Below are 21,745 nucleotides of genomic sequence, written 5' to 3'. Positions count from 1 at the left end.
ATACTACCGTGCCCCTGCGAAGGCAGGGGCCCATCACCGAATCTTTCGTTGCCAAGCCGACGTTGCCGGAGGGATGATAGCTCAGGTGATGGGCCCCTGCCTTCGCAGGGGCACAGGGAAGGGCAGGCATCACACCGCCACCGCATCCCGCCAGCGCGCGAACGCCGCATCGACCTCATCGCGCCCGACCTTCGGCAGAAACTCGGCATCGTATCGCGCCAGCCGCTTCAGATCGCTCTCGCCGAACAGTCCCGCGCCCATCCCCGCCGCCAGCGCAGCGCCATAGGCGCTCGCTTCGCGTACCGCATGGCGCCGCACCGGTCGCTGCAGCGCGTCGGCCTGCAACTGCATCAGCGTATCGCTCGCCGACAGCCCGCCCGCGACGGGCAGCGCCTCCGGGACCGGCAAGGCGTCGGCAATCACATCGGCGATCTCGCGAAAGCGGAATGCGATACCCTGCAACGCCGCGCGCGCGACCTGCCCCGGCCCGTCGGCAAAGCTCAGCCCCGCGATCAGACCGCGCGCCTCGAATAGCCCATGCGGCGCGCCCATCCCGGCGAGCGACGGCCGCACCACGACCTTGCCCGCATCGGCGACCGAAGCCGCCGCCGCTTCCATCGCCGCGGGCGACGCAAACAGGCCGAGCCCGCCGCACAGCCACTCGATCATCGATCCGGTGGTGATCACCATGCCCTCGACGCAGAAGCGCGCCCTCCCGCCCGCAAAGGCCAGTGCCTCGGCGGGCATGCTGTTGTGGATCGTCTCGGGCGCATCGCCGGTCCCCGCCATCAGCACGCCCGACGTGCCATAGGTCGCCTTCCAGTCGCCGCGCTCCAGCGCGCCATGCGCGACCATTGCAGCCTCCTGATCGGCGATCAGCGCGGTGATCGGCACCTGCGCGCCGATCACCGCGGGATCGCTCTCCGCTATCGCACCCCAGCTGTCGACCTGCGCCGGAAACATCGTCGGGGGCAGTTTCTGGTGCGCGAGCAACGCCGCATCCCACCCGCTGCCCTTCGCATAGTCATAATAGCCCGTCAGCCAAGCCGCCGAGGCATCGGTCACATGCGCGCCGCTCAGTTTGTAGGTCAGCCAGCTGTCGAGCGTGCCCCATTGCAGATCTTTGGGATCGCGCCCCGACAGCGCAATCGCCGCGGGCAGCTTCGCCGAAGGCACCTGTGGCCATCCGGTGAACCCCGCCGCCCGCAGCGCCCTAAATTCCTCCATCCCGCGCAGATCGCTCCACACGAGCATCGGCGCGACCGGCTCACCCGTGGCCCGGTCCCACAACACGATACTCGCGCGCTGCGTCGTCACCCCGATCGCCGCGACATCGGCGATGCTGCGCCCCGCCGCCGTCAGCGCGCCCTCGATCACCGTGCGGCAGATGGTCCAGACTTCGGCCGCGTCCTGCTCGACAAACCCCGGAGCAGGGAAGTGGCTCGCGATCGCCCGTTTGTCGACGCCCAGCACCGCGCCCGCCGGATTAACCAGCATGGCGCGGGCGCCCGTCGTGCCCGCGTCGAGCGCGAGCAACAGCTCAGGCATCGGGTATCAGATTGCCCGGGTTCATGATCCCCTCGGGGTCGAGGCAATTCTTCAACCGCCGCAGCAACACGACGCCGCTCTCGCCCAGATCATGGTGCAGATACGGCTTGCGCAGGCGTCCCGCGCCATGATGGTGCGCGACGCCGCCGCCATGCTTGGCGGTCGCTTCCATGATCGCGCGCCAGCCGGCGAAATAGGCGGGCTCCATCTTCGCGCTGTCCTCAAAGGTCGCGGCGAAGCTGAAATAGAGGTTGATCCCCGACCGGTACACGTGGCTGCTGTGCGCCGACGCGTTGATTACGCCGGGAATTTCGTTGAGCGCCGCGATGCTGGCGTCATAGATTGCGCCGATCTCGCTCCAGCGCCCCGAAATCTCGACCGTGTCGGCGACATAGCCGCGCTCGAACATGTCGCGCCAGCTCGGCACATGGTTGCGCCGCTCGATCCACTGCTTCGCCGCCATCGGATCGCCCGCTTCAAGGCCCGCCGCGCCGCAAATCTCATGCATCGCCGCCAGTTCGACGTCGACCCGCGCCTTCGGCCCCTCATGCACCATCAACAGCATCGCCTTGCCGTTGCGCTCATAGTCGCGGAACAGCCGCCGCACCTCGCGCCCGTCATATTGACGCATCACCGGCGGGCGCCAATCGGCACGCACGACCTGACGCTGCGCCTCGAACCCGGCGCGCATATCGTCGGCGTAGAAGATGCTGTAATCGCGGTGCGGCGCTTTCGCACGCAGCGAGAAAGTCACCCCGGTGATGACGCCCATCGTCCCCTCGGCACCCATCAACAGGTGGCGGAGGTCGGGTCCGGCTGCGGCGCGCACCGCCTTTCCGAGCGTCACCAGTTCGCCGTTCGGCAGCACCGCCTCGATCGAATGGATGATGTCCTCGATATTGCCATAAGCGGTCGAAAACTGTCCCGACGCGCGCGTCGCCACCCAGCCGCCGACGCTGCTGATCGCGATCGACTGCGGCCAGTGCCCGATCGTCAGCCCGTGCGCCGCGACCGCCTCCTCGGCCTCCATACCGTTGAGGCCCGCATCGAAGCTCGCGAGCAGATCGTCGCTGTCGATATACCGGACGCGGTTCATGGCGCTCATGTCGAGCAGGATCGCATCCGGCGTCGGCTCGATCCCGCCGCACACCCCGCTGCCAAGGCCAAAGGGGATCAGCGGCACGCGTTTCTCGGCGGCGAGGCGCACGACCTTCTGCACATCCTCGACCGACTGCGGCCGCACGACGCAGCCCGGTGCGGGCACTGCTTCACCGCGCCAGTCGCGCAGATGCTTGACCGCCCACTGGTCGTAACGCCGCGCGTTGAGCGCCTCGGCGTCGCTCGCGACGCGGTCGGCGCCGATCATGCTGACAAGGGCTTCGGTTATCGAACGCATCTCACTCTCCCAAAAGCCTGCGGCTCTCATCGTTAATCCGGCGGCAATGCGCGATCTGCGCTGCCTTCATCGCGTCATCCCAGCCGAGCAACGCGCCCATCGCCTCGGCGGCGGGCGCCAGCGCGGCGAGGCCCGCGCCATGGTCGAACCAGGCGCGCGCGCTCCGCCGCACCCAATAATCTTCGAGGGTGGCGGCGCCCTCATGCGTCACCGCGCGCACCGCCTCGGCAGCGACATCGCCGCCCGCGATCAATATCTCGTTCGCCTCGTCGCCATAAAGCCCCGCCAGCCGCTCGGCGGCCAGCGGATCGAGCCCGTCCAGCTGCACCGCGCGCGATCCGCCCGGCAATGTCGCATCGGCGGTCGAACAGGGCAGGGCGGTCGTGCCCAGCCGCTCGACCACCAGATCGACGACGCGCTCGGCCATCGCGCGATACGCGCTGAGTTTCCCGCCCGCGATCGACACCAGCCCGCCCGGCGAAGTCCATATCTCGTCCTTGCGCGACACCTCGTTCGCCTTCTTCCCCGGCTGCGCGATCAGCGGCCGCACCCCCGACCACAAAGACACGATCTCGGCATCGCGGATCGGATCGATGGTCAGCGCCGCCTCGGTCGCGCGCAGCAGATAGTCGATGTCCTCGCGCGTCGGCGTGGGCCAGTAATCGGCGCCGTCGTGGAACACGTCGGTCGTGCCGACATAAGTGAACGCCCCGCGCGGCACCGCAAAGATGCTGCGCTTGTCGGGCGCGCGGATGATCAGCGTCGAATTGATCGGCAGCCGCTCGCGCGGCAGCACCAGGTGGATACCGCGGCTCAGCGACATGCGCGTGTCGCTCTCGCCCGCCTCGAGCCCGCGCACCTTGTCGACCCACGCGCCCGCTGCGTTCACCACCAGCTTCGCCTTGATCCGCGCGCCCAGCCCGTCATCGAGCGTCGACGTCGCCACCAGCCCGTCACTAGTCAGCTCCGACGCCGCCGCATGGTTCACCACCACCGCTCCGGCACCCTGCGCACTCCGCACATTGGCCAGCACCAGCCGTGCATCGTCGGTCAGGAACTCGGGGTACAGCACCGCGCCGTTGAGCCGGTCGGTGCGCATCAACGGCTCGCGGCGCTGCAGTTCCGCCAGCCCGATCACCTCATGCTTTTCGGCCTCGGGCACCCCGCCCAATTTCTCGAAGGTCCAGAGGCCCGTGCGCAGCTTCGCGGTCATCGCCATGTTCGTCGTCGGGATCAGAAAGGGCGACAGTCGCGTCAGGTGCGGCGCGATCCGCCGCAAAATCTGCCGCTCCGACGCCGCTTCCTTGACCAGCGCGATGTCGCCCTGCGCCAGATAGCGGAGGCCGCCATGGATCATCTTCGACGACCGGCTGCTCGTCCCGCTCGCATAGTCGCGCGCTTCGACCAGCGCGACCGCCAGCCCGCGCATCGCCGCATCGCGCGCGATCCCCGCGCCGGTAATTCCGCCGCCGATCACCGCGAGGTCGAACGTCCGGGCTTCCAGCTCAGCGAAAACCTCCGCGCGCCGCCGCGCATCGAGCGCGGTATCGGTCACGCGGCGACGATCCCGCCAAACAATGCCGCATCCGCCGACTCCGCGCGGTAAAATACCGGCGGCTCGCCGAACGGCGCCGCCACCGTTACATCGCTACCGCCTGCGTAAGTCTGCCCCGACCAGACATGCACCCACTCGGGCCCCGCGGGCAGATAGGTCGTCCACTCGCTCTTCCCCGCCGCGATCACCGGCGCGACGAGCAGATCGGGTCCGAGCAGATAAGCGGTCTGGATCGCATAGGTCTGCGGATCCTCCTCGAAATGCAGGAATAGCGGCCGCTGCACCGGCAGTCCCGTCTCCGACGCCTCGTGCGACAGCCGCCGCAAATAGGGCGCCAGATGCGCATAGATCCGCGTCATTTTCGCAAAATGTGCGAGCAACTCCGGGTCATCGTCATATTGCACATTCTGCCGCGGCCGGTTGCCCTCGTGCGTGCGCATCATCGACGTAAACGCCGACATCTCGGCCCAGCGCATCGCGAGTTCGGTATCGCGCGTGGTGTCGAACAGGCTCGTGTAACCGCCGCAGTCGCTGTGATGATGCGCGTTGCCCAGCATCCCCGCCGACAGTGCCGCGCAAATCACTGTGCCGATCCCGTCGTGCCGCGAAAAATCGACCGCCTGATCGCCCGCCCACAGCATCGGGCAATGGCCTTGCACGCCGGCCGCGCCCGAGCGCATGAACACCATCATCTCGCCCGTCTGCCCGCGCCCGGCGATGCCCTTCGCATTGACTTCGCCCCACAAAGCGGGCCAGCGATTGTGCGCGGTCATCCCGCTCTCGCCATTCGCCAGCCGGACATCGACCGGCAGATATTCGCCGAAGTCGGCCATCCAGCCCGACAGCCCGAAATCGATCATCTTCTCGCCGATGATCGTGTCGGCGAACCATGCGACGGCATCGGGATTGGTGAAATCGACATGCCCGCAATCGAACTCGCCGAAGTCGATCACATAGGGCTCGTCCTTCTCGGGATGCATCACCATGAACCCCTGCGCCGCCGCCTCGGCATAGAGCGGCCCGTCGACCGCCAGATAAGGATTCACATAGCCGAGAAAGCGAATGCCGCGTTCCTTCAGTTCGGCGATCCGCGCGGGCAGCTCAGGATAGCGGTCGGCATTCCACTGCCAGTCCCAGAACAGCCGATTGCCGAAGCTGGTGATGCGCAAGCCCACCCAGTCCTCGCACCACAGCCCCGACACCGCGACCCCGGCATCCTCGTAAGCCTTCAATCGCGCAAAACTGTTGTCGCCGTCCTTCAGCCCGATCACCGCACCCTTCAGCAGCCATTCGGGCAGCGGCGGCTGGCGCCCGAAACGGTCCGATAGCGCCGAAACCAGCCCGGCAAAACGCGGCCGCGCCCACAGCTCGATCCTTGCCGGGATTTCCCAAACCTCGACCTCGTGAAAATCCCGCTCGCGGAAATCGAACGCCGCATAGGCAAAGCTGTCGACATGCAGCGCATAACGCCGCGAGCTGATAAAGGTCGGCTGCGGATAGTTGGTGTGGGCATAGCTGCCGCCGCCACCCTTGCGATGCGCCTCGACCTGCTGGAACAAAGGCGAGGCTGGATCGCGCCCGACGCCGGGCTCGCTCGACCAGAGCGGGAAATGCCGGCCCCTGAGGTCGAAGTAGGAGAATTGCTCGCCGCCCCCCCACACATGCTCGCCCGCCTCGGCGGGCACGCGCAGCCACAGCCGGTTGAGCGCCGGGTCGAGCGCCTTCAGCGCGATCACCGCATCGTCGCCGTCACCCGAAACCGTCGCTTCGAGCAGCCAGCGCGCGCCCACGCTTTCGGCAAAGCGCACCATATCGCCATCGGCCTCGACATGCCCCAGCGCGATCCGCTCGATCACCTCCTGCGCCACATCGAAATGGCCGAGTTTCGAATGAACATGCGGCACACCGCGCCCGACGAAGAAACAGGGCGACCCTGCACTATGCGTCAGGATCGTCTGCCCGCCGAGGCGGAGCGCAAAGCCGGTGTCGAGCGCATCGAGCGCCATGGGGAGATCCTTTCGCACTAGCCATACAATCCTCCCTGTCGCGAAGCGATGGGGAGGGGGACCGCGCCCGCAGGGCGTGGTGGAGGGGCCGCGACGTTAGCGCCAGAACCCCTCCGTCCGCGGCTAAAGCCGCTGCCACCTCCCCATGGCTTCGCCACAGGGAGGATTTATCGTCAGAAATTCATCCGCGCGGTCACCCCGAAATAACGCTCGGCATCGCGCGGCGTGATCTGGCGCATGAAGCTCGTCCCGTTCGGGATGCGCTGGATCACGAACTGCTTGTCGGTCAGGTTCTTGGCGATGAACGACAGGCTGTATTTGTCGTCGTCGGTGCTCACCTTGATCCCGGCATCCCAGATTGCATAGGCGCTCTGGAACGCATTGGGGTTCTGGTTGATGTCGAACTGCGTGCGGCTCTGATAGACAAGCGAGCTGTTCAGATCGACGTTGAACCCGTCGATATTGAGCGGCAGGCGCCAGTCCATCGTCACCGTCCCCTTATACTTCGGCGCAAAGGGCAAAGGCTTGCCGTTGATCGCGGCGGCGCAGGTCACCGCGGCGCCCGGCGGGCAGATGAACTCGTTGATATGCGCGTCGGTGTAGTTGAACCCGCCCGACAGCGAGAAATCGTCGGTGATCGCGGCGTTGAAATCCATCTCGATACCGCGCGTCGACACCGTCCCCGCATTGGTCAGGCGCGTGACGACCTGCCCCGCGACGATGTCGAGGAAGTTCGCCTGATAATTGTCGTACTTGGCATAGAAGCCCGCGAGGTTCAGCGTCAGGCGGCGATCGAACAGTCGGGTCTTGAGGCCGACTTCATAGGCGTCCGACTTTTCGGGATCGATGCGGCCGGTGTCGCGCGCCAGCATGTTGAAAAATACGTTGAGCGCCGGCCCCTTATAGCCGCGCGTATACGTCGTATAGGCGACGACGTCGTCGGTCACGTCGTACTGCAGGCCGGCATTGCCCGACCAGCCATTGTCCTTGATCGACCCCGCCGAAGCGAACGCCGGGTTCACGCCGGAGAAGGCCGCGAGCGAGGTCGAGCGGCGCGCAAAATCATAGCTCACCTTGTCCTCGGTATAACGCAGCCCGAGGATGCCGCGGAATGCGTCGGTGAAGTTGAGCGTGCCCTGACCGAAGGCCGAATAGCTCGTCAGCTTGGTCGTGAAATCGGCGTTGCCTTCGTTGGTGACAAAGGTCGACGACCCCGCCGCGCACGGCGTCAGCCCGCCGACGGTCGGCAGCGTCGACGCGGTGCAGGCGGTCACCGTGCGGTTGAAGAAATCGACTTCCTTCGTGTGGTAATAATAGAGCCCCGCAACATATTCGAAGAATTGCGGATTGGCCGACGCGATGCGCAACTCCTGTGTGAACTGGTCGAACTTCAGGTCGCCGCGGTCGTGCGAACGCACGTCGCCCGCCGCGGTGCCGGTGTTGACATAGCGCGGCGCGTCCGACCGGAAATCGCCGTCGCGCTGCTGGAAATTATACCAGTGGCGATAGGCGGTGATCGAGGTCAGCGTAACCCCGCCGAGGTCGAGGTCGATCTGCCCCGAAACGCCGCTGTTCTTGTCCTTGGTATAGGGATCGAGGTCGTTGTCGATATCCTTGTTCTTGCCGTCGAGCACCAGCGGCGCGAGGCTCGGGATGAACACCGCGTTGTTGAACGCCGAGGGGAAGACGGTGCCGATGCTGTCGGCAAAACCATTGTCGCTGTTCTTCGAATAATCGGCGATCAGCGTGATCTTCAGATTGTCGGTCGGCTCGGCGATCAGTTTGCCGCGCACGCCCCAATGTTCGTACCCATTGACCTTGTGGTTGTTGAACACGTTGCGGGCGTTGCCGTCATATTGCGACCAGAAACCGGTGAGCGAGGCGCGGATGCCGTCGCCGAGCGGGCCGCCGATGCTGCCGCGGATGCGATATTCATTGCCCTCGTACCAGGCCGCGTCGACATAACCGCCCAGCTCGTTGCCGGGCTCGCGCGACACGATGTTGATCACGCCGGCGCTGGCATTCTTGCCGAACAGGCTGCCTTGCGGGCCGCGCAGCACTTCGATGCGCTCGACGTCGAGGAAGTCCGACGTCTGCTGGCCGGTGCGCGCATAGACGACGCCGTCGATTACCGTCGACACCGACGGCTCGACACCCGACGAGAAGCTGATCGTGCCGACGCCGCGGATTGAGAGCGCGGAGTCCTTGTTGGTGTTGCCCTTGCGGAAGGTCAGCGTGGGCACGCGCTGAAACAATTGTTCGGCCGAATTGACGTTCGAGCGTTCGAGCTGCGCGCCCGACACGACCGAGATCGCGACCGGCACGTCCTGCAGATTCTGTTCGCGCTTCTGCGCGGTGACGATGATGTCGGTCGATGCGAAGGGCGCGTCGGCTTCGGCCGGGGCCGGCGCGGCGGCGTCCTGGGCTGCGGCGGGGGCGGCGATCAGCGCCATTCCCAAGGCCGTCGTGATTGTCAGATAGGCTTTGGCTTTCGACGAAACCATATTCAGATCCTCCCTTGATGCGCTGCCGTCGGGTATGTCAATTAATTCAATTGACAATTACGAGCCGACCCATGCGCGCAATTATTTTTGTGGTCCAATAGAGAAATGTCGCGATGCCATGTCCGAATGCTATGGCTTGCGGGACAGCGTAAGGCGCAGGCTGCTGCGCTCTGATCTGGTGTCGGCCCTGTCATCGGCAACCCTTCCCTTGTCATCGCGGATCGTGCGTCCGCTTCGACATCGGGCCGCGAACCTTTGTCGCGCGCGGCCTCGAATCGGCTGAAAGGCGCCATGCCCATCAGCCGCCCTAGGGATGCGCGTCAAAATCATTGCAGTCTAATCGAGAAATGTCGGTAGATTATGTCCAAATGCTATGACTTGGATCGCGCCCACTTTCCGGCAGCAAGGCGCCCGGGCTCAGCGGATGGGGCTGGCTTCGGCGACCGCATCCGCTGCCGATTTAAGGACGACCGGATCGACACCCAGAGCACGGAGCGCGCGCGCCGCCACGCCATGCGGCATGGCTGCGACAATTCCGACGACATGGGCACCGAGCAGCGGGCTGTGATCCTTCCGGGTGGCGGCCAGTTCCTGCATGATTTCCCGGCCTGAGGATGTCGTCTGATAGACGCCGGGATTTGCCGGCATCGGCGCGCCGGCCACTATGTCGGCTTTCAGGCCGATCGAGCGAAGCGCATCGGCATATTGCCGTTCGATCGCGGGTCGCAGCGCGTCGGGCTCCACACCCGCCTGCTCGAAGGCGAGGCGCGCGGTGCCGTCGGGCAGGTCGAGCGCCGCCAGCAGGAAATGCTCGGCCCCCGGTTCGCGCTGCTGGTCCTGCAAGGCGTAGGTTTCCGCCCGTTCGCAAAGACGCTTGATGGTGCTCATATTGTCGAGCTTCGATCTGATTGCCTGGAACATCGCAATTTCCTTATGCAGAACCATGGTTTGCCGCGACGTCCGAAAGTCGCTTGTGCGCCGCCTGTTTGCTGATCCCGAGGGCTTGGGCGATCCGCGACCACGACCAGCCCTGGTGCAGGGCCGAGTGGACGGCCTCGCGTTCGATGTGGTCCGCCAGCCGGCGCAAGGCGACGACCGCGGCGAGCGCTTCGTCAGGGTCGGTCGGAACGACAATCTCGTGCGGGTCGATCATGCGTCAACTTTAGTTGACGATTTGGGCGGTGTCAACAAAAGTTGACGGCGGCTTGCGATAGCCTTTTGCCGTCGGCATGTCTGCTGACGACCGTTTGCGGACCCCACACTCTCGTCACCCGGACTTGATCCGGGGTCCCGCTTGAGGTCCAAGCCAGTTGATACCTCAAGAAGCGGGATCCCGGATCAAGTCCGGGATGACGAAGGACAAGGACGCTACGACCGTTTTCTAACCCATACCGCCCATGCGCAGACTTTCGTGCGACCGGCTATTTCGACGCCACCACCCGCTTCACATGCGCCAGACACGCTTCCGTTTCACGCGCCACGTCGGCGTTGAGCCACGCCACAATCTCGGGCGTCGGCCCGATATCGGGCTCAAGCAACGCGAAATCGAGATACACCGGCGGGGAAATCGGGCGGACCGCGACGCCCAAGCGGTGGAAACGCGGCGCACTGAACGGCTCGGCGATCGTCACGCCCAGCCCGGCTTCGACGAAGGCATATAATATCTGCGAATGCTGCGTCTCCAGCCGCCGCGATACGCTGATGCCCGATTCTTCCAGCGCGGTGTCGATGCCGGTCCACAGCGCATCGGCCTCGTGCATCGGGCCGACAAACTCCTCGCCCGCCAGATCGGCGATCTCCAGCCGTTCGCGCGCCGCGAGCGGGTGGTTGGCGGGCAGGATGCACACATATTCGGCGCGCGCGAGCGGCGTCGACCTGATGCCTTCGCGCCCCTGCATATCGACCCCGACGCCAAGATCCGCCTGCCCCAGGAAGACGCGCTCCTCGATCGCGCGCTGGCCGAGCGATTCGACGATGATCTTGATGTCGGGATAGAGGATGCGGAAGCGCGCGATCACCGCGGGCAGGATCGCCATCGCGATCGCCGCGAGCGCCGCGATGCGCACCGTCCCAACCGGATGCGCGCGAATGCGCCGCGCCGCCTGATCGAGCAGGTCGAGCCCCGCATAACTCCGCCGCACCGCCTCATACAGCGCCTGCGCCTGCGCGGTCGGGTGCACGCGCGCGCCGCGCCGGTCGAAGAGGCGAAAGCCCACCGCGCGCTCCATATCGGCGATCAGCCGGCTCACCGACGGCTGGCTGATATTCAGCATCGTCGCGGCGGCCGTAATGCCCCCGCTCATCATCACGGCGCGAAACGCCTCGACCTGTCTCATTCGCATCGGTCATAGTATAGACGTATGATCGCGCGATGCAATTCGATTGGATACGATGGCTGACCTCTGCGATATGCGTGAAGATCGAAAAGATACGGAGAGTGAAGATGGATTTCTCGGCCCAGCGCGAACAATTCGCCACCGAAGGCTATGCCGTGTTCGAACGCATCCTCGAAGGACCGCTGCTCGACCTGCTGCGCGCGGAATGCGGCCGCGTCATCGACCGCGAAGACGCGCGCCTCGACAGCCTCGGCGTCGAAGTCGACGGCATCAGCCACAAGGGCAAGCGCTATTTCGCCGGCGAATGCCAGCGCCAGCAACCCGATCTCCGCAAGATGCTGTTCAGCGAAACGATGGCCGACATCTGCCGCGCGACGCTCGGCGACGACGCCTATTTCTTCTACGACCAATATGTCGTGAAGGGCGCGAGCGAAGGCATGCCGTTCAGCTGGCACCAGGATTCGGGCTATGTCGTCGGCAACGGCGGCCCGGTGGATCACAAGCCGTACCTCACCTGCTGGTGCACGCTCGACGACACCACCGTCGCGAACGGCACCGTGCGCATCCTGCCTTTCTCGCAGGCCCCCGAAACGCGGGGCGGCATCGTCCCGCACATCCGCCAGCCGGGCAGCAACGACCTCGTGGGCTACACCGGCAACAGCGAGGGCGTGACGCTCGAGGTTCCGGCAGGCAGCGTCGTCGCCTTCTCCAGCCTTGCGCTCCACGCGACCGGATCGAATTCGACCCCGAACATGCGCCGCGTCTATCTCGCGCAATATTCGCCCGAACCAATCCTCAATCCCGGCACCAATCACCTCCGCCGCAACGCGATCGCCTTCCTGCGCGGCGGCAGCCAGGTGACCTTCAACTAAGGGAGACTGCCATGACCGCGCGCCCCTGCATCGTCGCACTCGGCGGCAACGCGACCGCCGGCGGTTCGGCCGAACGTCTGCTCCGCCACGCCCTGATGCGCTGCGAGGCGTTGGGCGCCGAAACGATGCTGTTTGCTGGCGAAGCGATCGACCTGCCCATGTATGCCCCGCACCGCAGCGAACGTTGTTCGAAGGCGCAGGCGCTGATGGCCGCGCTGCGCGAGGCCGACGGTATCATCGTCGCCTCGCCCGCCTATCACGGTACCGTGTCGGGCGTGGTCAAGAACGCGCTCGATTATGTGCAGGATCTGGTGTCCGACGCGCAGCCCTATTTCGATGGCCGTGCGGTTGGCCTCATTGCGGTCGCGGGGGGATGGCAAGCTGCGGGCAGCACGCTCGCGACGATGCGATCGATCACCCATGCGCTGCGCGGCTGGCCCACACCGATGGCGGTCACGGCGAACAGCAGCCAGCCGCTCTTCGACCCCGACGGGATGCTGACCGATCAGGGTATCGCGTCGCAACTCGACATCATGACCGGACAGGTCGTGACCTTCGCGCGCATGAAGAGCGCTTATGCCGATGCGGGCAGGGCCGCCTTGACGGCCTGACGTCCGCCGTCCCGGGAGGCACCTTGCGATGCCTTCCGGTCCGTACGGAGCATATCAGAACTTCACGCTCAGTCCGGCCGTGATCCGGCGATCGGTGAGGCCCTGGAAGCAGAGCAGCGCCTTGTCGTTCACGCAATACTGGTTCTGGTCGCCGCGCAGCAGGTTGATGCCCTCGACCCCGACGTTGATATTATCGGTGATGTCATAGTTGATGCTGGCGTTGAGCTGCCCGCGCGCTCCGTTGATCAATGGCAGCCCGAAAAAGAAGGGATCGTTCGACACATAGCTCGAGCGCCACGTGTAGCGCAGGCGCGCGTTCAGCCCGTATTTGTCGTAGAACAGCGTCGTATTATAAGCATATTTCGACAGGTTGGTCAGCGAGATGAGGTCGCGCGAACCCGGAAATCCGAGCTGCGTGAACACCGTCCGCGGACCGTCGGCCACGCGATACTCGCGCGCCGAACCGCCGGCCTTCTGATAGGTGAAATTGCCGATGAAGCCGAAGCCCGAGGCGAAACCGAGCGTGTCTTCCCATGCCGACAGATCGTGCTGGAAGGCGACCTCGATACCCGTCTGCGTCGTGGTTCCGGGAACGTTGAAGGTCGAGCTGCGCGGGACGCAGATGCCGACCCCTTGGATCGGGTTGTTGATGTTGCGGTTGGCGATCGGATTATAGATGCCGCCGCCCGGGCACGACGGATCGATCGAGATATTGAGATTGCCGTTGGCGTCGAGGTTGGGCGCCGGATCTTCCTGCCGCTGCGCGAACAGGTTCGTGCGGCTCTTGTGGAAGAAGCCGATGCTGATCAGGCTCGACGGGGCGAAATAATATTCGCCCGAAAGGTCGAACGACCACACCGCTTCGGGGACGAGGTCGGGGTTGCCCACCGCGACCGGCGTGTTCGCGCCAGTGCCGAAGGAAAAGGACGTCGACAGCGTGTCGAAGTTCGGGCGGCGAATGTCGCGCGCGATGCCCGCACGCACGAGCAGCTTGTCGGCCGGCTCGAGGACGAGGCTGAAGCGCGGCAGCAGGAAATTGTACGAGCTTTTGGCGACCGTCTGTCCGGTCACCGTGCCGTTCGCGATATTGTTGCCCGTCGACGACAGCTTGGTGTGCAGCCAGCGGAAACCGGCATTGCCGCGCACCGGCATGCCGGCGATTTCGCCTTCCATATTCGCCTGAAAATAGGCGGCGTTTGTCGTTTCCTTGATGCTGAAGAAGCCCGCGAAGGATTCGGTCGGCGTGACGAGCGAAGCGACAGCGGGCCCCTGCGTCCGTGCAGCGTTGCTCGCCGCGATTGCCTTGTTCAGCGATTCCAGCACCTTCGCCGGGTCGCGGAAGGACAGGCCGCCATCGATCAGCAGGAAATCGGGGAAATAGAGCCTGCGCTTGTCGGCCGCATTGAAGTTGCTGGGCCCCGGAATCAGGACATCCGAAAACAGGTCGCCCGATGGCCGGTTCCACGCGCTGGTTGTGTTGGTCAGGCTGACATTGTTCGAAAATTCGCTGTTCTCGGCCGATGTCCGGTTCCAGCGATAGCCGAAATCGAGCGAGGTGACGAACGGGTTGAGGTTGGTGGTGTCGTAAGAGAAATCGAAGCGCGCCGCCCTTTCCTCATTGTCGGTCGAATTGGCGCCCTGCGTGACCTGCTGCAGCTGATAGTTCGCGGGGTCGAGCAATTGCGCCGTCGTCGGCGCAAAGGGGCTCGCCTGATCGATGCCGAATTGCAGCGTGCCGCCGCGCAGGTCGAATTCGATCGGTACGCCATTGTCGATGCTGCGCCCGATCACCGGCTGGGGGCCATTGGGATTGATGAAATCGAGCGTCGTCGAGAAGTTCGGGAAATCGGATTTGGAGGTCGACAGCGACACTTCGGCGCGCACCTTCAAATTGTCGGTCGCCTGCCAATCGATCCCCAGATCGAAGACGCGGCTCTTGGTGACGCGCGCGCCGGTGTCGCTCGACGTCCGAAGATTCGGGTCGATCACGCTTCCGGTCGTGCCGCCGATGCCGATAGTGCCGGCCACCGCAGCCTGAACGCTGCCCAGATCGATGGGGCCATTCGGTCCGTCGAGCCGCCCGAAATCGACCGTCTCGAAATCGGTGTTGTTCATCGCATCGACGACCGAAGGCGTCGCGGTGCCCGAAATCTGGACGCGGTGGCTCTGCTGCCCGCGGCGCTGGTTGTTCAGCGTCGCGTCGAAATAGAATTTCAGATCGTCATTCGGTTTCCATTCGAGCGCGGCCGTGCCGTTGTACGTCTCATATTCGTAGTTCTCGAGCCCCTGTTGCAGGAACTGGATGCGCAGGAAGGGGAAGGCTTCGGCGCTCGGGCCCGAGCCGGGCATAACGAGCGCGTCGCGGTCGACGCGCGGCTTGAACGATGCGACATCCTGCCGCGCATAGCTGCCGCTCAGGACGATGCCGATTTCGCCGATGCCGGTGTCCCACCGGTTGCCGAGCGTCGCCGACAAGCGCGGCAAGGTCGATTTCGACAGGTCGCTGTTTTCCATTTGCGCGCGCGCGGCGATCAGCGGATCCTTGAGGTCGAGCGGGCGGATCGTGCGGAGATTGATCGTGCCGCCGACCGACCCTTCGATCGTCTGCGCGGTTGGAACCTTGGTGACCTCGACCGAGGCGATCAGTGCGGCGGGCAGATCTTCGAAGCTGATCCCCGAGCGGCCGGCGCCCGATCCCACGGTCGAAACGCCGTTGATTTCGGTGCGGTTCGCGTCGGTGCCGCGGATCTGCACCGCGTTGCCAACCCCGGCTTGCCGGGTGATCTGAACCCCGGTGACATTTTCCAGCACTTCGGCGAGGTTCTGGTCGGGCAGCTTGCCGATGTCTTCGGCCTGGATGACCTCGACGATATTGTCGGTGGCGCGCTTTTCGCCCAGCGCGGTTGCAAGGGAGCTGCGAATGCCCGTCACGACAATCGCATCGTCACCCGTGTCATCCGCGGACGCTGTCGCGCTATCCTGCGCGGCGGTGTCCTGCGCAAAGGCCGGCGTGCCCAGCATCGCCAGTGCCGTGGTGCCGAGCAGCACCGCCGCAAGGTTCATTTTGCCGGCGCCCGATGCGCGAACGATGCTGCCCCGAATCATCCCACTCTCCCTGTTTGATCTTGTTTGGAGAGAAGCTCGCTTTGTCAGACCAATATGTCAACCCATGTTGTATACCGATATCGGGTTGATATTGTCCTACCTCTTGTATAGTCCAATGAGCAAGAATCATAAAAAGGGTGAGGCGCAGTGCAGATAAGGGCGTTTTTGACGGTAGCGATGCTGGCCTCGGCGGCCCATCCCGCGCTGGCGCGCGACCTGCTGGTGGCCGATCAGGCGCAATATAAGGCAGCGGTGAAAAAGGCGCAGCCGGGCGACACCATTATCCTCGCCGACGGCGAATGGCGCGATTTCCAGATCGTCTTCACCGGCCATGGCAGCGCCGCCAAACCAATCACGCTGACCGCGCAGACTAAAGGCAAGGTGACGCTCACCGGCCAGTCCAATCTGCGCATCGGCGGCCAGCACCTGCTCATTTCGGGCCTTGTCTTCAAGAATGGCGCCAGCCCGACCGCCGAAGTGATCAGCTTCCGCCGCGATTCAAAGACGCTCGCGACCGACACGCGCGTGACCGAGGTCGTCATCGATGGTTTCAGCAAGGCCGACCGCCGCGCCGAGGACATCTGGGTCGCGCTTTACGGCACCGGCAACCGCGTCGACCATTCGCATTTCGAGGGCAAGACGAACAGCGGCGTGACGCTTGCAGTGATCCGCCGCGCGGGTGCTCCGCTTGATAACCGGCACCGCATCGATCACAATTATTTCGGCCCGCGCCCGCCGCTCGGCTCGAACGGCGGCGAGACGATCCGCATCGGCACCAGCGAGGAGTCGCTCTCGGCGTCGAACAGCATCATCGAGCGCAACATCTTCGACCGCACCAGCGGCGAGGTCGAGATCGTCTCGATCAAGTCGGGCGGTAATATTATCCGCGAAAATCTGGTGCTCGAAGCGCAGGGCGCCTTTGTGCTTCGCCATGGCAACGGCAACCTCGTCGAACGCAACATCTTCCTCGGCAAGGGCGTGCCCGACACCGGCGGGGTTCGCGTGATCAACCGCGACCAGATCGTGCGCGGCAATTATTTCGAGGGGCTCGCGGGCACTTCGTTCAAGAGCGCGCTCAGCGTGATGAACGGCGTCCCCAATTCGGTGATCAACCGCTACCACCAGGTCGCAAACGCGCGGATCGAGGGCAACAGCCTCATCGACAGCGCGCGGATCACGCTGGCTGCCGGCGCCGATGCCGAACGCTCGGCGTCGCCGACGGACAGCCGGTTCGAACGCAATCTGATCGTCGGCGCAAAGGGGCAGGATCCGTTCCGCGCCGAGGGCGAAATCGGCGGGATCGCGCTCGCGGGCAATGTCGAGGCAAAGGTCGCGAAACCGCTGCTAGCGGCCGGCGTCGAACAGCGCGACGTGACCCTCAAACGTGCGGCTAATGGTTTGCTTTACCCGACCGATCCGGCGCTTGCCGCGGTCGGTGCGCCGCGTGATCTGAAGCCGGTAACGCGGGCTGAGGTTGGCGCCAGTTGGTATCGTGGCGATGCGCCCGAAGCGGCATTCGGCAGCGGCAGCAAGCGGCCCCTGATTGCAGGCGCGTCACTCGCGCAGGCGGTCGCCGATGCGAAGGCGGGCGATACGCTGACGCTCGCGACCGGCACCTATGACGTCGCCGCGCCGCTAACGGTGCGGCACCGGCTGATCATCGCGGGCGCGAAGGACGCGAAGCCCGTGCTGCGCGTCGCGTCGAGCCTTGCGCGGATCGAAGGCGGCGGAGGATTGCGGCTCGAAAATCTGGCGATCGACGCGAGCGGTGCTTCCAGCGAGGGCGCGCTGATCGCGGTCGCGCCAGGAGTTGCGCCCAACTATTCGGTCGCGTTCGACCGCGTCTCGGTGCGCGGACCCGGCAAGGGCCGTCTCGACGGCATCGCCATGGCGCCGGGCACTTTCGCCGATGATGTGACGATCCAAAACAGCGACTTTGCGGAGATGGGCGTCGTAGTCGCCGCGACCAGCGAACAGGAACCCAAGGGCTGGTATCCGATGGAGCGGCTGACGATCACCGGGAGCCGCTTTGCGCGCGTCGCGATGGTCGCCGACCTGCTGCGTAAGGGCACCGATGAAAGCACTTTCGGCCCCTGGTTCGCGATGACCGGGTCGAGTGTCGCGGGCAGTGGTGCGGGTGGCGCGTCGCTGCGCATCTCGGGCGCCCAGCACGCCGACATCGTACAGAATAATTTCGCCAAATCGGAAGGCATAGTCGTCATCCATTCGGTCGGCGCGCCCGAAACGCGGATCGCGTCGAACGCCTTCGCCGCGACGCCCGCGCCGCGCATCGAGGAACTCGCGTGGAATGGTCCGCCGCGCGGGCTGATCTCCGGAAATATCGTGGAGGCGCGCCCGTGACCCGCACTCTCGCGCTTCTGCTGGCTGCCGCCGCGCTGCCGGCCATCCCCGTTTCGGCGCAGACCCCGCCCGCCGCTTCGGCGCAGGCGTTCGCGCCGCTGTTCGCCGCCGAGATCGAGCGCGCCAAGGCAGGCGTCGAGGCATCGATCAAGGCAGGCATCAACGTGCCGGTGCCGAAGGACCCCGGCGGCGGCTTCACCCATGAACAGCATAAGCGCAATTACCGCGTCATTTTCGAGGGCGGCCAGCTCTTCAGGCTGACGGGCGACGTGCGCTATCGCGACCATGTCCGCGATCTGCTGCTTGCCTATGCCGATCTCTATCCGAAGCTCGGGCCGCATCCCGCGGCATCGAACCAGGTGCCGGGCCGCCTCTTCTGGCAGAGCCTCAACGACAGCGTCTTCCTCGTGAACGCGGCGCAGGGCTATGCCGAGATCCGCGATGCGCTATCCGCCGCCGACCGCAAGCGCATCGACGATCGGGTGATCCGCCCGATGGCGCACTTCCTGTCCGACGGCTCGCCCGAGGTGATCAACCGCATCCACAATCACGCGACCTGGGCCGCGGCGGGCGTCGGGCTGTCGGGCTATCTGCTCGGCGACCGCGACCTTGTCGACAAGGCGCTGCTCGGGCTCGACAAGAGCGGCAAGGCCGGGTTCCTCCGCCAGCTCGACTTGCTCTTTTCGCCCGACGGCTATTATGCCGAGGGCCCCTATTATCAGCGCTACGCGCTGCAACCTTTCGTCGTCTTCGCAGCGGCGATCGCGGCGAACGATCCGGGTCGCAAGATTTTCGAGTATCGCGACGGCATCGTACTCAAGGCGATCCGTACCGCGATCGACGTGACGCACGACGGCTATTTCCTGCCGATCAACGACGCGATGCCCGACAAGAGCCTGCGCACCGAGGAACTCTATCACGCTGTCGCCATCGCCTATGGCGCGACGAAGGATCCGACCTTCCTGTCGATCGCCGACTGGCAGGGACGCACCGTGCTGACGCCGGCCGGGCAGGCGATGGCCGCCGATCTCGCCGCGGGCAAGGCGAAGCCTTGGCCCTTCGGCTCGCGGCTGCTTTCCGACGGCCCCGACGGCAAGGACGGCGCGCTCGTCCTGCTGCGCACCAAGCCCGATCCGACCGGTCCGCTGCTCGTCGCCAAGAACACCGTACAGGGCATGGGGCACGGCCATTTTGACCGCCTCGGCTGGCTCTATTATGACGAAACCGGCGCGGTCGTAACCGACTACGGCGCGGCGCGCTTCCTCAACGTCGAGGCAAAGCGCGGCGGGCGCTATCTCCCGGAAAACGACAGCTGGGCCAGCGCGACAATCGCGCACAATACGCTGGTTGTTGACGAGCAAAGTCACTTCGCAGGCGACTGGAAGGCCGGCGAAAAATCGGGGACGCGCCAGCTCGCAGCGTCGCTCGCAGGACCGACGCGCTACGCGATCGGAGAAATCGACAGCGCGTACAAGGACGTCAAAATCCGCCGCGCGCTATTGCTGGTCGAGGTCCAAGGCCTCGCCAATCCCCTTACGCTCGATATCCTCCACGGGACTGGCAGCGGCAGGCATCGCTATGACCTGCCGCTGCATTTTTCGGGGCAGATCATCGACAGCGATATCGCGTTCGACCGCAAGCTCGCCGAGCGGCCGGTGCTCGGCAAGGCGAATGGCTACGAGCATCTGTGGGTCGACGGCGAGGGCACGAAAGCCGGCAAGGCGCGGCTGACATGGATGCAGGGCAGCCGCTTCTACTCATATCATATGCTCCCGCCCGCAGGGGCGCGCTTCATCGTCGCCGAAAGCGGCGCGAACGATCCCGAATTCAACCTGCGGCGCGAACCCGCGCTGATCCAGCGCATCGACGGCGCGGCGGACGCGACTTTCGTCAGCCTGCTCGAACCGCACGGCGCCTATGACGCGTCGGCGGAAACCGTCGTCGCGAGCAGCGCGCGCGTGTCGGGACTCGAGCATCGCAGGGAAAAGGGCGTCGATCTTGTTCTGATCACGCTCGTCGACGGCCGCCGCATCGCCATCGCCGTCGCCGACGATGTCACCGCCGGCGCCAAACACAGCGTCGCCGTCGATGGTCGCACCCTCGCATGGACCGGCCCCGTCGGTCGCCTCGACCTCGCCAAAACCGGAGCGAAGAAATGAGCAATATCAAGGGCCGCTTCCGCTGGTGCGTCATCGCGCTGATCGCGCTCGCGACGGTGATCAATTATATCGACCGCAACGCGCTTGCGGTGATGTGGCCCGAAGTGTCGAAAGAGATCGGCGCCACCAAGGAAGATTATGCGCTGCTGGTGACGATCTTCATGATCTTCTACGCCTTTGGCCAGTCGATCTTCGGGCGCATCTTCGACGCCATCGGCACGCGGATGGGCTTCACCATCTCGATCGTCGTCTGGTCGCTGTCGATCGCCGCGCACGCGCTGGTGCGCACGATGCCGCTGCTGATGGTGCTGCGCGCGACGCTGGGGATCAGCGAAGCCGGCAACTGGCCCGGCGCGGCAAAGGCGAACGCTTTGTGGTTCCCGTCGCGCGAACGCGCGCTGGCGCAGGGCGTCTTCAACGCCGGGGCATCGCTCGGCGGCATCATCTCGGCGCCGCTGATCGCGCTGCTCTTCGTCCAATTTGGCTGGCACGGCACCTTCCTGTTGATCGGTGTGCTTGGCTTTATCTGGCTCGTGCCCTGGCTCTGGTTCTACAAGGCCGATCCCGAAAAGCACCCTGGCCTCAGCGAAGAAGAACGCGATTATATCCTGACCGGTCGCACCGAGGCCGGCCGCGACGACAGCCGCCGCGTGCCGCTCGGCGAACTGCTGCGCTATCGCCAGAGCTGGGGCGTCATCCTGTCGCGCTTCTTTCTTGACCCCGTGTGGTGGCTCTTTGTTTCGTGGCTGCCGATCTATCTCGCCGAAACCTTCGGCTTTGACGTCAAACAGATCGGGCTTTTCGCCTGGGTGCCCTTCGTCGGCGCGATGCTCGGCAGTCTGTTCGGCGGCTGGCTGGCGGGGCGGATCATCAGCAAGGGCGGCGGCGTGCACAAGGCGCGCACGCTGACCATCGCGATCGGCTGCGCGATCATGCTACCCTCGCTGCTGTTTACGATCGGCGCGAGCGAGCCGCTCTCCGCGGTGCTGCTGATCGCGTGCATCCTCTTCGGGTTCCAGATGGCGATCGGCAATATCCAGACGCTGCCGAGCGACTATTTCGGCGGCGGTGCGGTCGGCAGCCTTGCGGGGATCAGCGGCACCGCCGCGGTCGCCGGTACGCTGATCACCACCTGGCTCGTCCCCGTGCTCACCAAGACGAGTTACGCGCCGATTTTCGCGCTCAGCGCGGCGATCGTGCCCGTCTCCTTCCTCTGTTTCTGGCTGATCGGCGGACGCGTCGAACCGGTCGTCACCCAACCCACCAACACCCAAGAATAAGGAATAGCATCA

At 65.0% G+C, this 21,745-nt stretch carries 14 protein-coding genes; 5 read left to right on the top strand and 9 right to left on the bottom strand.

Annotated features, from left to right (window positions below; all coding sequences use genetic code 11):
• Positions 1–129: 129 nt before the first annotated feature.
• The 8 genes from ATE70_RS04855 to ATE70_RS04820 form a co-directional block, all read right to left on the bottom strand.
• The gene (locus ATE70_RS04855) at positions 130–1,548 is read right to left on the bottom strand and encodes an FGGY family carbohydrate kinase (protein ID WP_058536802.1); all 1,419 of its coding nucleotides are present in this window, start codon (positions 1,546–1,548) and stop codon (positions 130–132) included.
• Positions 1,541–2,944: an FAD-binding oxidoreductase gene (locus tag ATE70_RS04850; protein ID WP_058536801.1), complete on the bottom strand. Its 1,404-nt coding sequence runs from the start codon at positions 2,942–2,944 to the stop codon at positions 1,541–1,543. The genes ATE70_RS04855 and ATE70_RS04850 overlap by 8 nt, the downstream gene beginning before the upstream one ends.
• A 1-nt stretch (position 2,945) precedes the next feature.
• Positions 2,946–4,499: a glycerol-3-phosphate dehydrogenase/oxidase gene (locus tag ATE70_RS04845; RefSeq protein WP_058536800.1), complete on the bottom strand. Its 1,554-nt coding sequence runs from the start codon at positions 4,497–4,499 to the stop codon at positions 2,946–2,948.
• Positions 4,496–6,505 (bottom strand): alpha-glucosidase, encoded by a 2,010-nt coding sequence (locus ATE70_RS04840; RefSeq protein WP_058536799.1) that lies wholly within the window; start codon positions 6,503–6,505, stop codon positions 4,496–4,498. The genes ATE70_RS04845 and ATE70_RS04840 overlap by 4 nt, the downstream gene beginning before the upstream one ends.
• A gap of 173 nt (positions 6,506–6,678) precedes the next feature.
• Entirely contained in the window at positions 6,679–9,009 is a 2,331-nt protein-coding gene (locus ATE70_RS04835; RefSeq protein ID WP_058536798.1) for a TonB-dependent receptor, read from the bottom strand.
• A gap of 417 nt (positions 9,010–9,426) precedes the next feature.
• Positions 9,427–9,930, bottom strand: a complete 504-nt coding sequence (locus ATE70_RS04830; protein ID WP_058537004.1) for a Clp protease N-terminal domain-containing protein — start codon at positions 9,928–9,930, stop codon at positions 9,427–9,429.
• 10 nt (positions 9,931–9,940) lie between these two features.
• Positions 9,941–10,162 (bottom strand): hypothetical protein, encoded by a 222-nt coding sequence (locus tag ATE70_RS04825; protein WP_058536797.1) that lies wholly within the window; start codon positions 10,160–10,162, stop codon positions 9,941–9,943.
• 268 nt (positions 10,163–10,430) lie between these two features.
• Entirely contained in the window at positions 10,431–11,351 is a 921-nt protein-coding gene (locus tag ATE70_RS04820) for a LysR substrate-binding domain-containing protein (RefSeq protein WP_058806199.1), read from the bottom strand.
• 101 nt (positions 11,352–11,452) lie between these two features.
• Between ATE70_RS04820 and ATE70_RS04815 the strand changes: the two genes are divergently transcribed.
• Together ATE70_RS04815 and ATE70_RS04810 are read left to right on the top strand one after the other, a co-directional pair.
• A complete protein-coding gene (locus ATE70_RS04815) occupies positions 11,453–12,217 on the top strand; it encodes a phytanoyl-CoA dioxygenase family protein (RefSeq protein ID WP_058536795.1) in 765 nt (254 codons plus the stop codon).
• Between the two features lie 11 nt (positions 12,218–12,228).
• Positions 12,229–12,828 carry an NADPH-dependent FMN reductase gene (locus ATE70_RS04810; protein WP_058536794.1) on the top strand — a complete coding sequence of 200 codons (600 nt, stop codon included), beginning with the start codon at positions 12,229–12,231 and terminating at the stop codon, positions 12,826–12,828.
• Positions 12,829–12,882: 54 nt separating this feature from the next.
• On the opposite strand, the gene ATE70_RS04805 is transcribed toward ATE70_RS04810, so the two are convergent.
• Positions 12,883–15,933: a TonB-dependent receptor gene (locus tag ATE70_RS04805; RefSeq protein ID WP_082639640.1), complete on the bottom strand. Its 3,051-nt coding sequence runs from the start codon at positions 15,931–15,933 to the stop codon at positions 12,883–12,885.
• 177 nt (positions 15,934–16,110) lie between these two features.
• Here ATE70_RS04805 and ATE70_RS04800 point away from each other — a divergent pair, with 177 nt between their 5' ends.
• Genes ATE70_RS04800 through ATE70_RS04790 form a run of 3 tightly spaced genes read left to right on the top strand, consistent with a single transcriptional unit; the run spans position 16,111 to position 21,733 of the window.
• Positions 16,111–18,294, top strand: a complete 2,184-nt coding sequence (locus ATE70_RS04800) for a polysaccharide lyase 6 family protein (RefSeq protein WP_058536793.1) — start codon at positions 16,111–16,113, stop codon at positions 18,292–18,294.
• Positions 18,291–20,453 carry a heparinase II/III domain-containing protein gene (locus ATE70_RS04795; RefSeq protein WP_058536792.1) on the top strand — a complete coding sequence of 721 codons (2,163 nt, stop codon included), beginning with the start codon at positions 18,291–18,293 and terminating at the stop codon, positions 20,451–20,453. Before ATE70_RS04800 ends, ATE70_RS04795 begins: the two co-directional genes overlap by 4 nt.
• Complete coding sequence (locus tag ATE70_RS04790; RefSeq protein WP_058536791.1) at positions 20,450–21,733, top strand: MFS transporter; 1,284 nt, start codon at positions 20,450–20,452, stop codon at positions 21,731–21,733. Before ATE70_RS04795 ends, ATE70_RS04790 begins: the two co-directional genes overlap by 4 nt.
• Positions 21,734–21,745: the final 12 nt, after the last annotated feature.

The sequence above is a fragment of the Sphingopyxis sp. H053 genome, assembly GCF_001468225.1.
Lineage (GTDB): Bacteria > Pseudomonadota > Alphaproteobacteria > Sphingomonadales > Sphingomonadaceae > Sphingopyxis.
This window is presented reverse-complemented; position numbering and strand designations above follow the sequence as displayed.

Bases quoted from the DNA above. Each gene is read 5' to 3' on its own strand.
- ATE70_RS04855 (WP_058536802.1), bottom strand. From the start codon at position 1,548: ATGCCTGAGCTGTTGCTCGCGCTCGACGCGGGCACGACGGGCGCCCGC.
- ATE70_RS04850 (WP_058536801.1), bottom strand. From the start codon at position 2,944: ATGCGTTCGATAACCGAAGCCCTTGTCAGCATGATCGGCGCCGACCGC.
- ATE70_RS04840 (WP_058536799.1), bottom strand. From the start codon at position 6,505: ATGGCGCTCGATGCGCTCGACACCGGCTTTGCGCTCCGCCTCGGCGGG.
- ATE70_RS04835 (WP_058536798.1), bottom strand. From the start codon at position 9,009: ATGGTTTCGTCGAAAGCCAAAGCCTATCTGACAATCACGACGGCCTTG.
- ATE70_RS04830 (WP_058537004.1), bottom strand. From the start codon at position 9,930: ATGTTCCAGGCAATCAGATCGAAGCTCGACAATATGAGCACCATCAAG.
- ATE70_RS04825 (WP_058536797.1), bottom strand. From the start codon at position 10,162: ATGATCGACCCGCACGAGATTGTCGTTCCGACCGACCCTGACGAAGCG.
- ATE70_RS04820 (WP_058806199.1), bottom strand. From the start codon at position 11,351: ATGCGAATGAGACAGGTCGAGGCGTTTCGCGCCGTGATGATGAGCGGG.
- ATE70_RS04815 (WP_058536795.1), top strand. From the start codon at position 11,453: ATGGATTTCTCGGCCCAGCGCGAACAATTCGCCACCGAAGGCTATGCC.
- ATE70_RS04810 (WP_058536794.1), top strand. From the start codon at position 12,229: ATGACCGCGCGCCCCTGCATCGTCGCACTCGGCGGCAACGCGACCGCC.
- ATE70_RS04805 (WP_082639640.1), bottom strand. From the start codon at position 15,933: ATGATTCGGGGCAGCATCGTTCGCGCATCGGGCGCCGGCAAAATGAAC.
- ATE70_RS04800 (WP_058536793.1), top strand. From the start codon at position 16,111: ATGCTGGCCTCGGCGGCCCATCCCGCGCTGGCGCGCGACCTGCTGGTG.
- ATE70_RS04790 (WP_058536791.1), top strand. From the start codon at position 20,450: ATGAGCAATATCAAGGGCCGCTTCCGCTGGTGCGTCATCGCGCTGATC.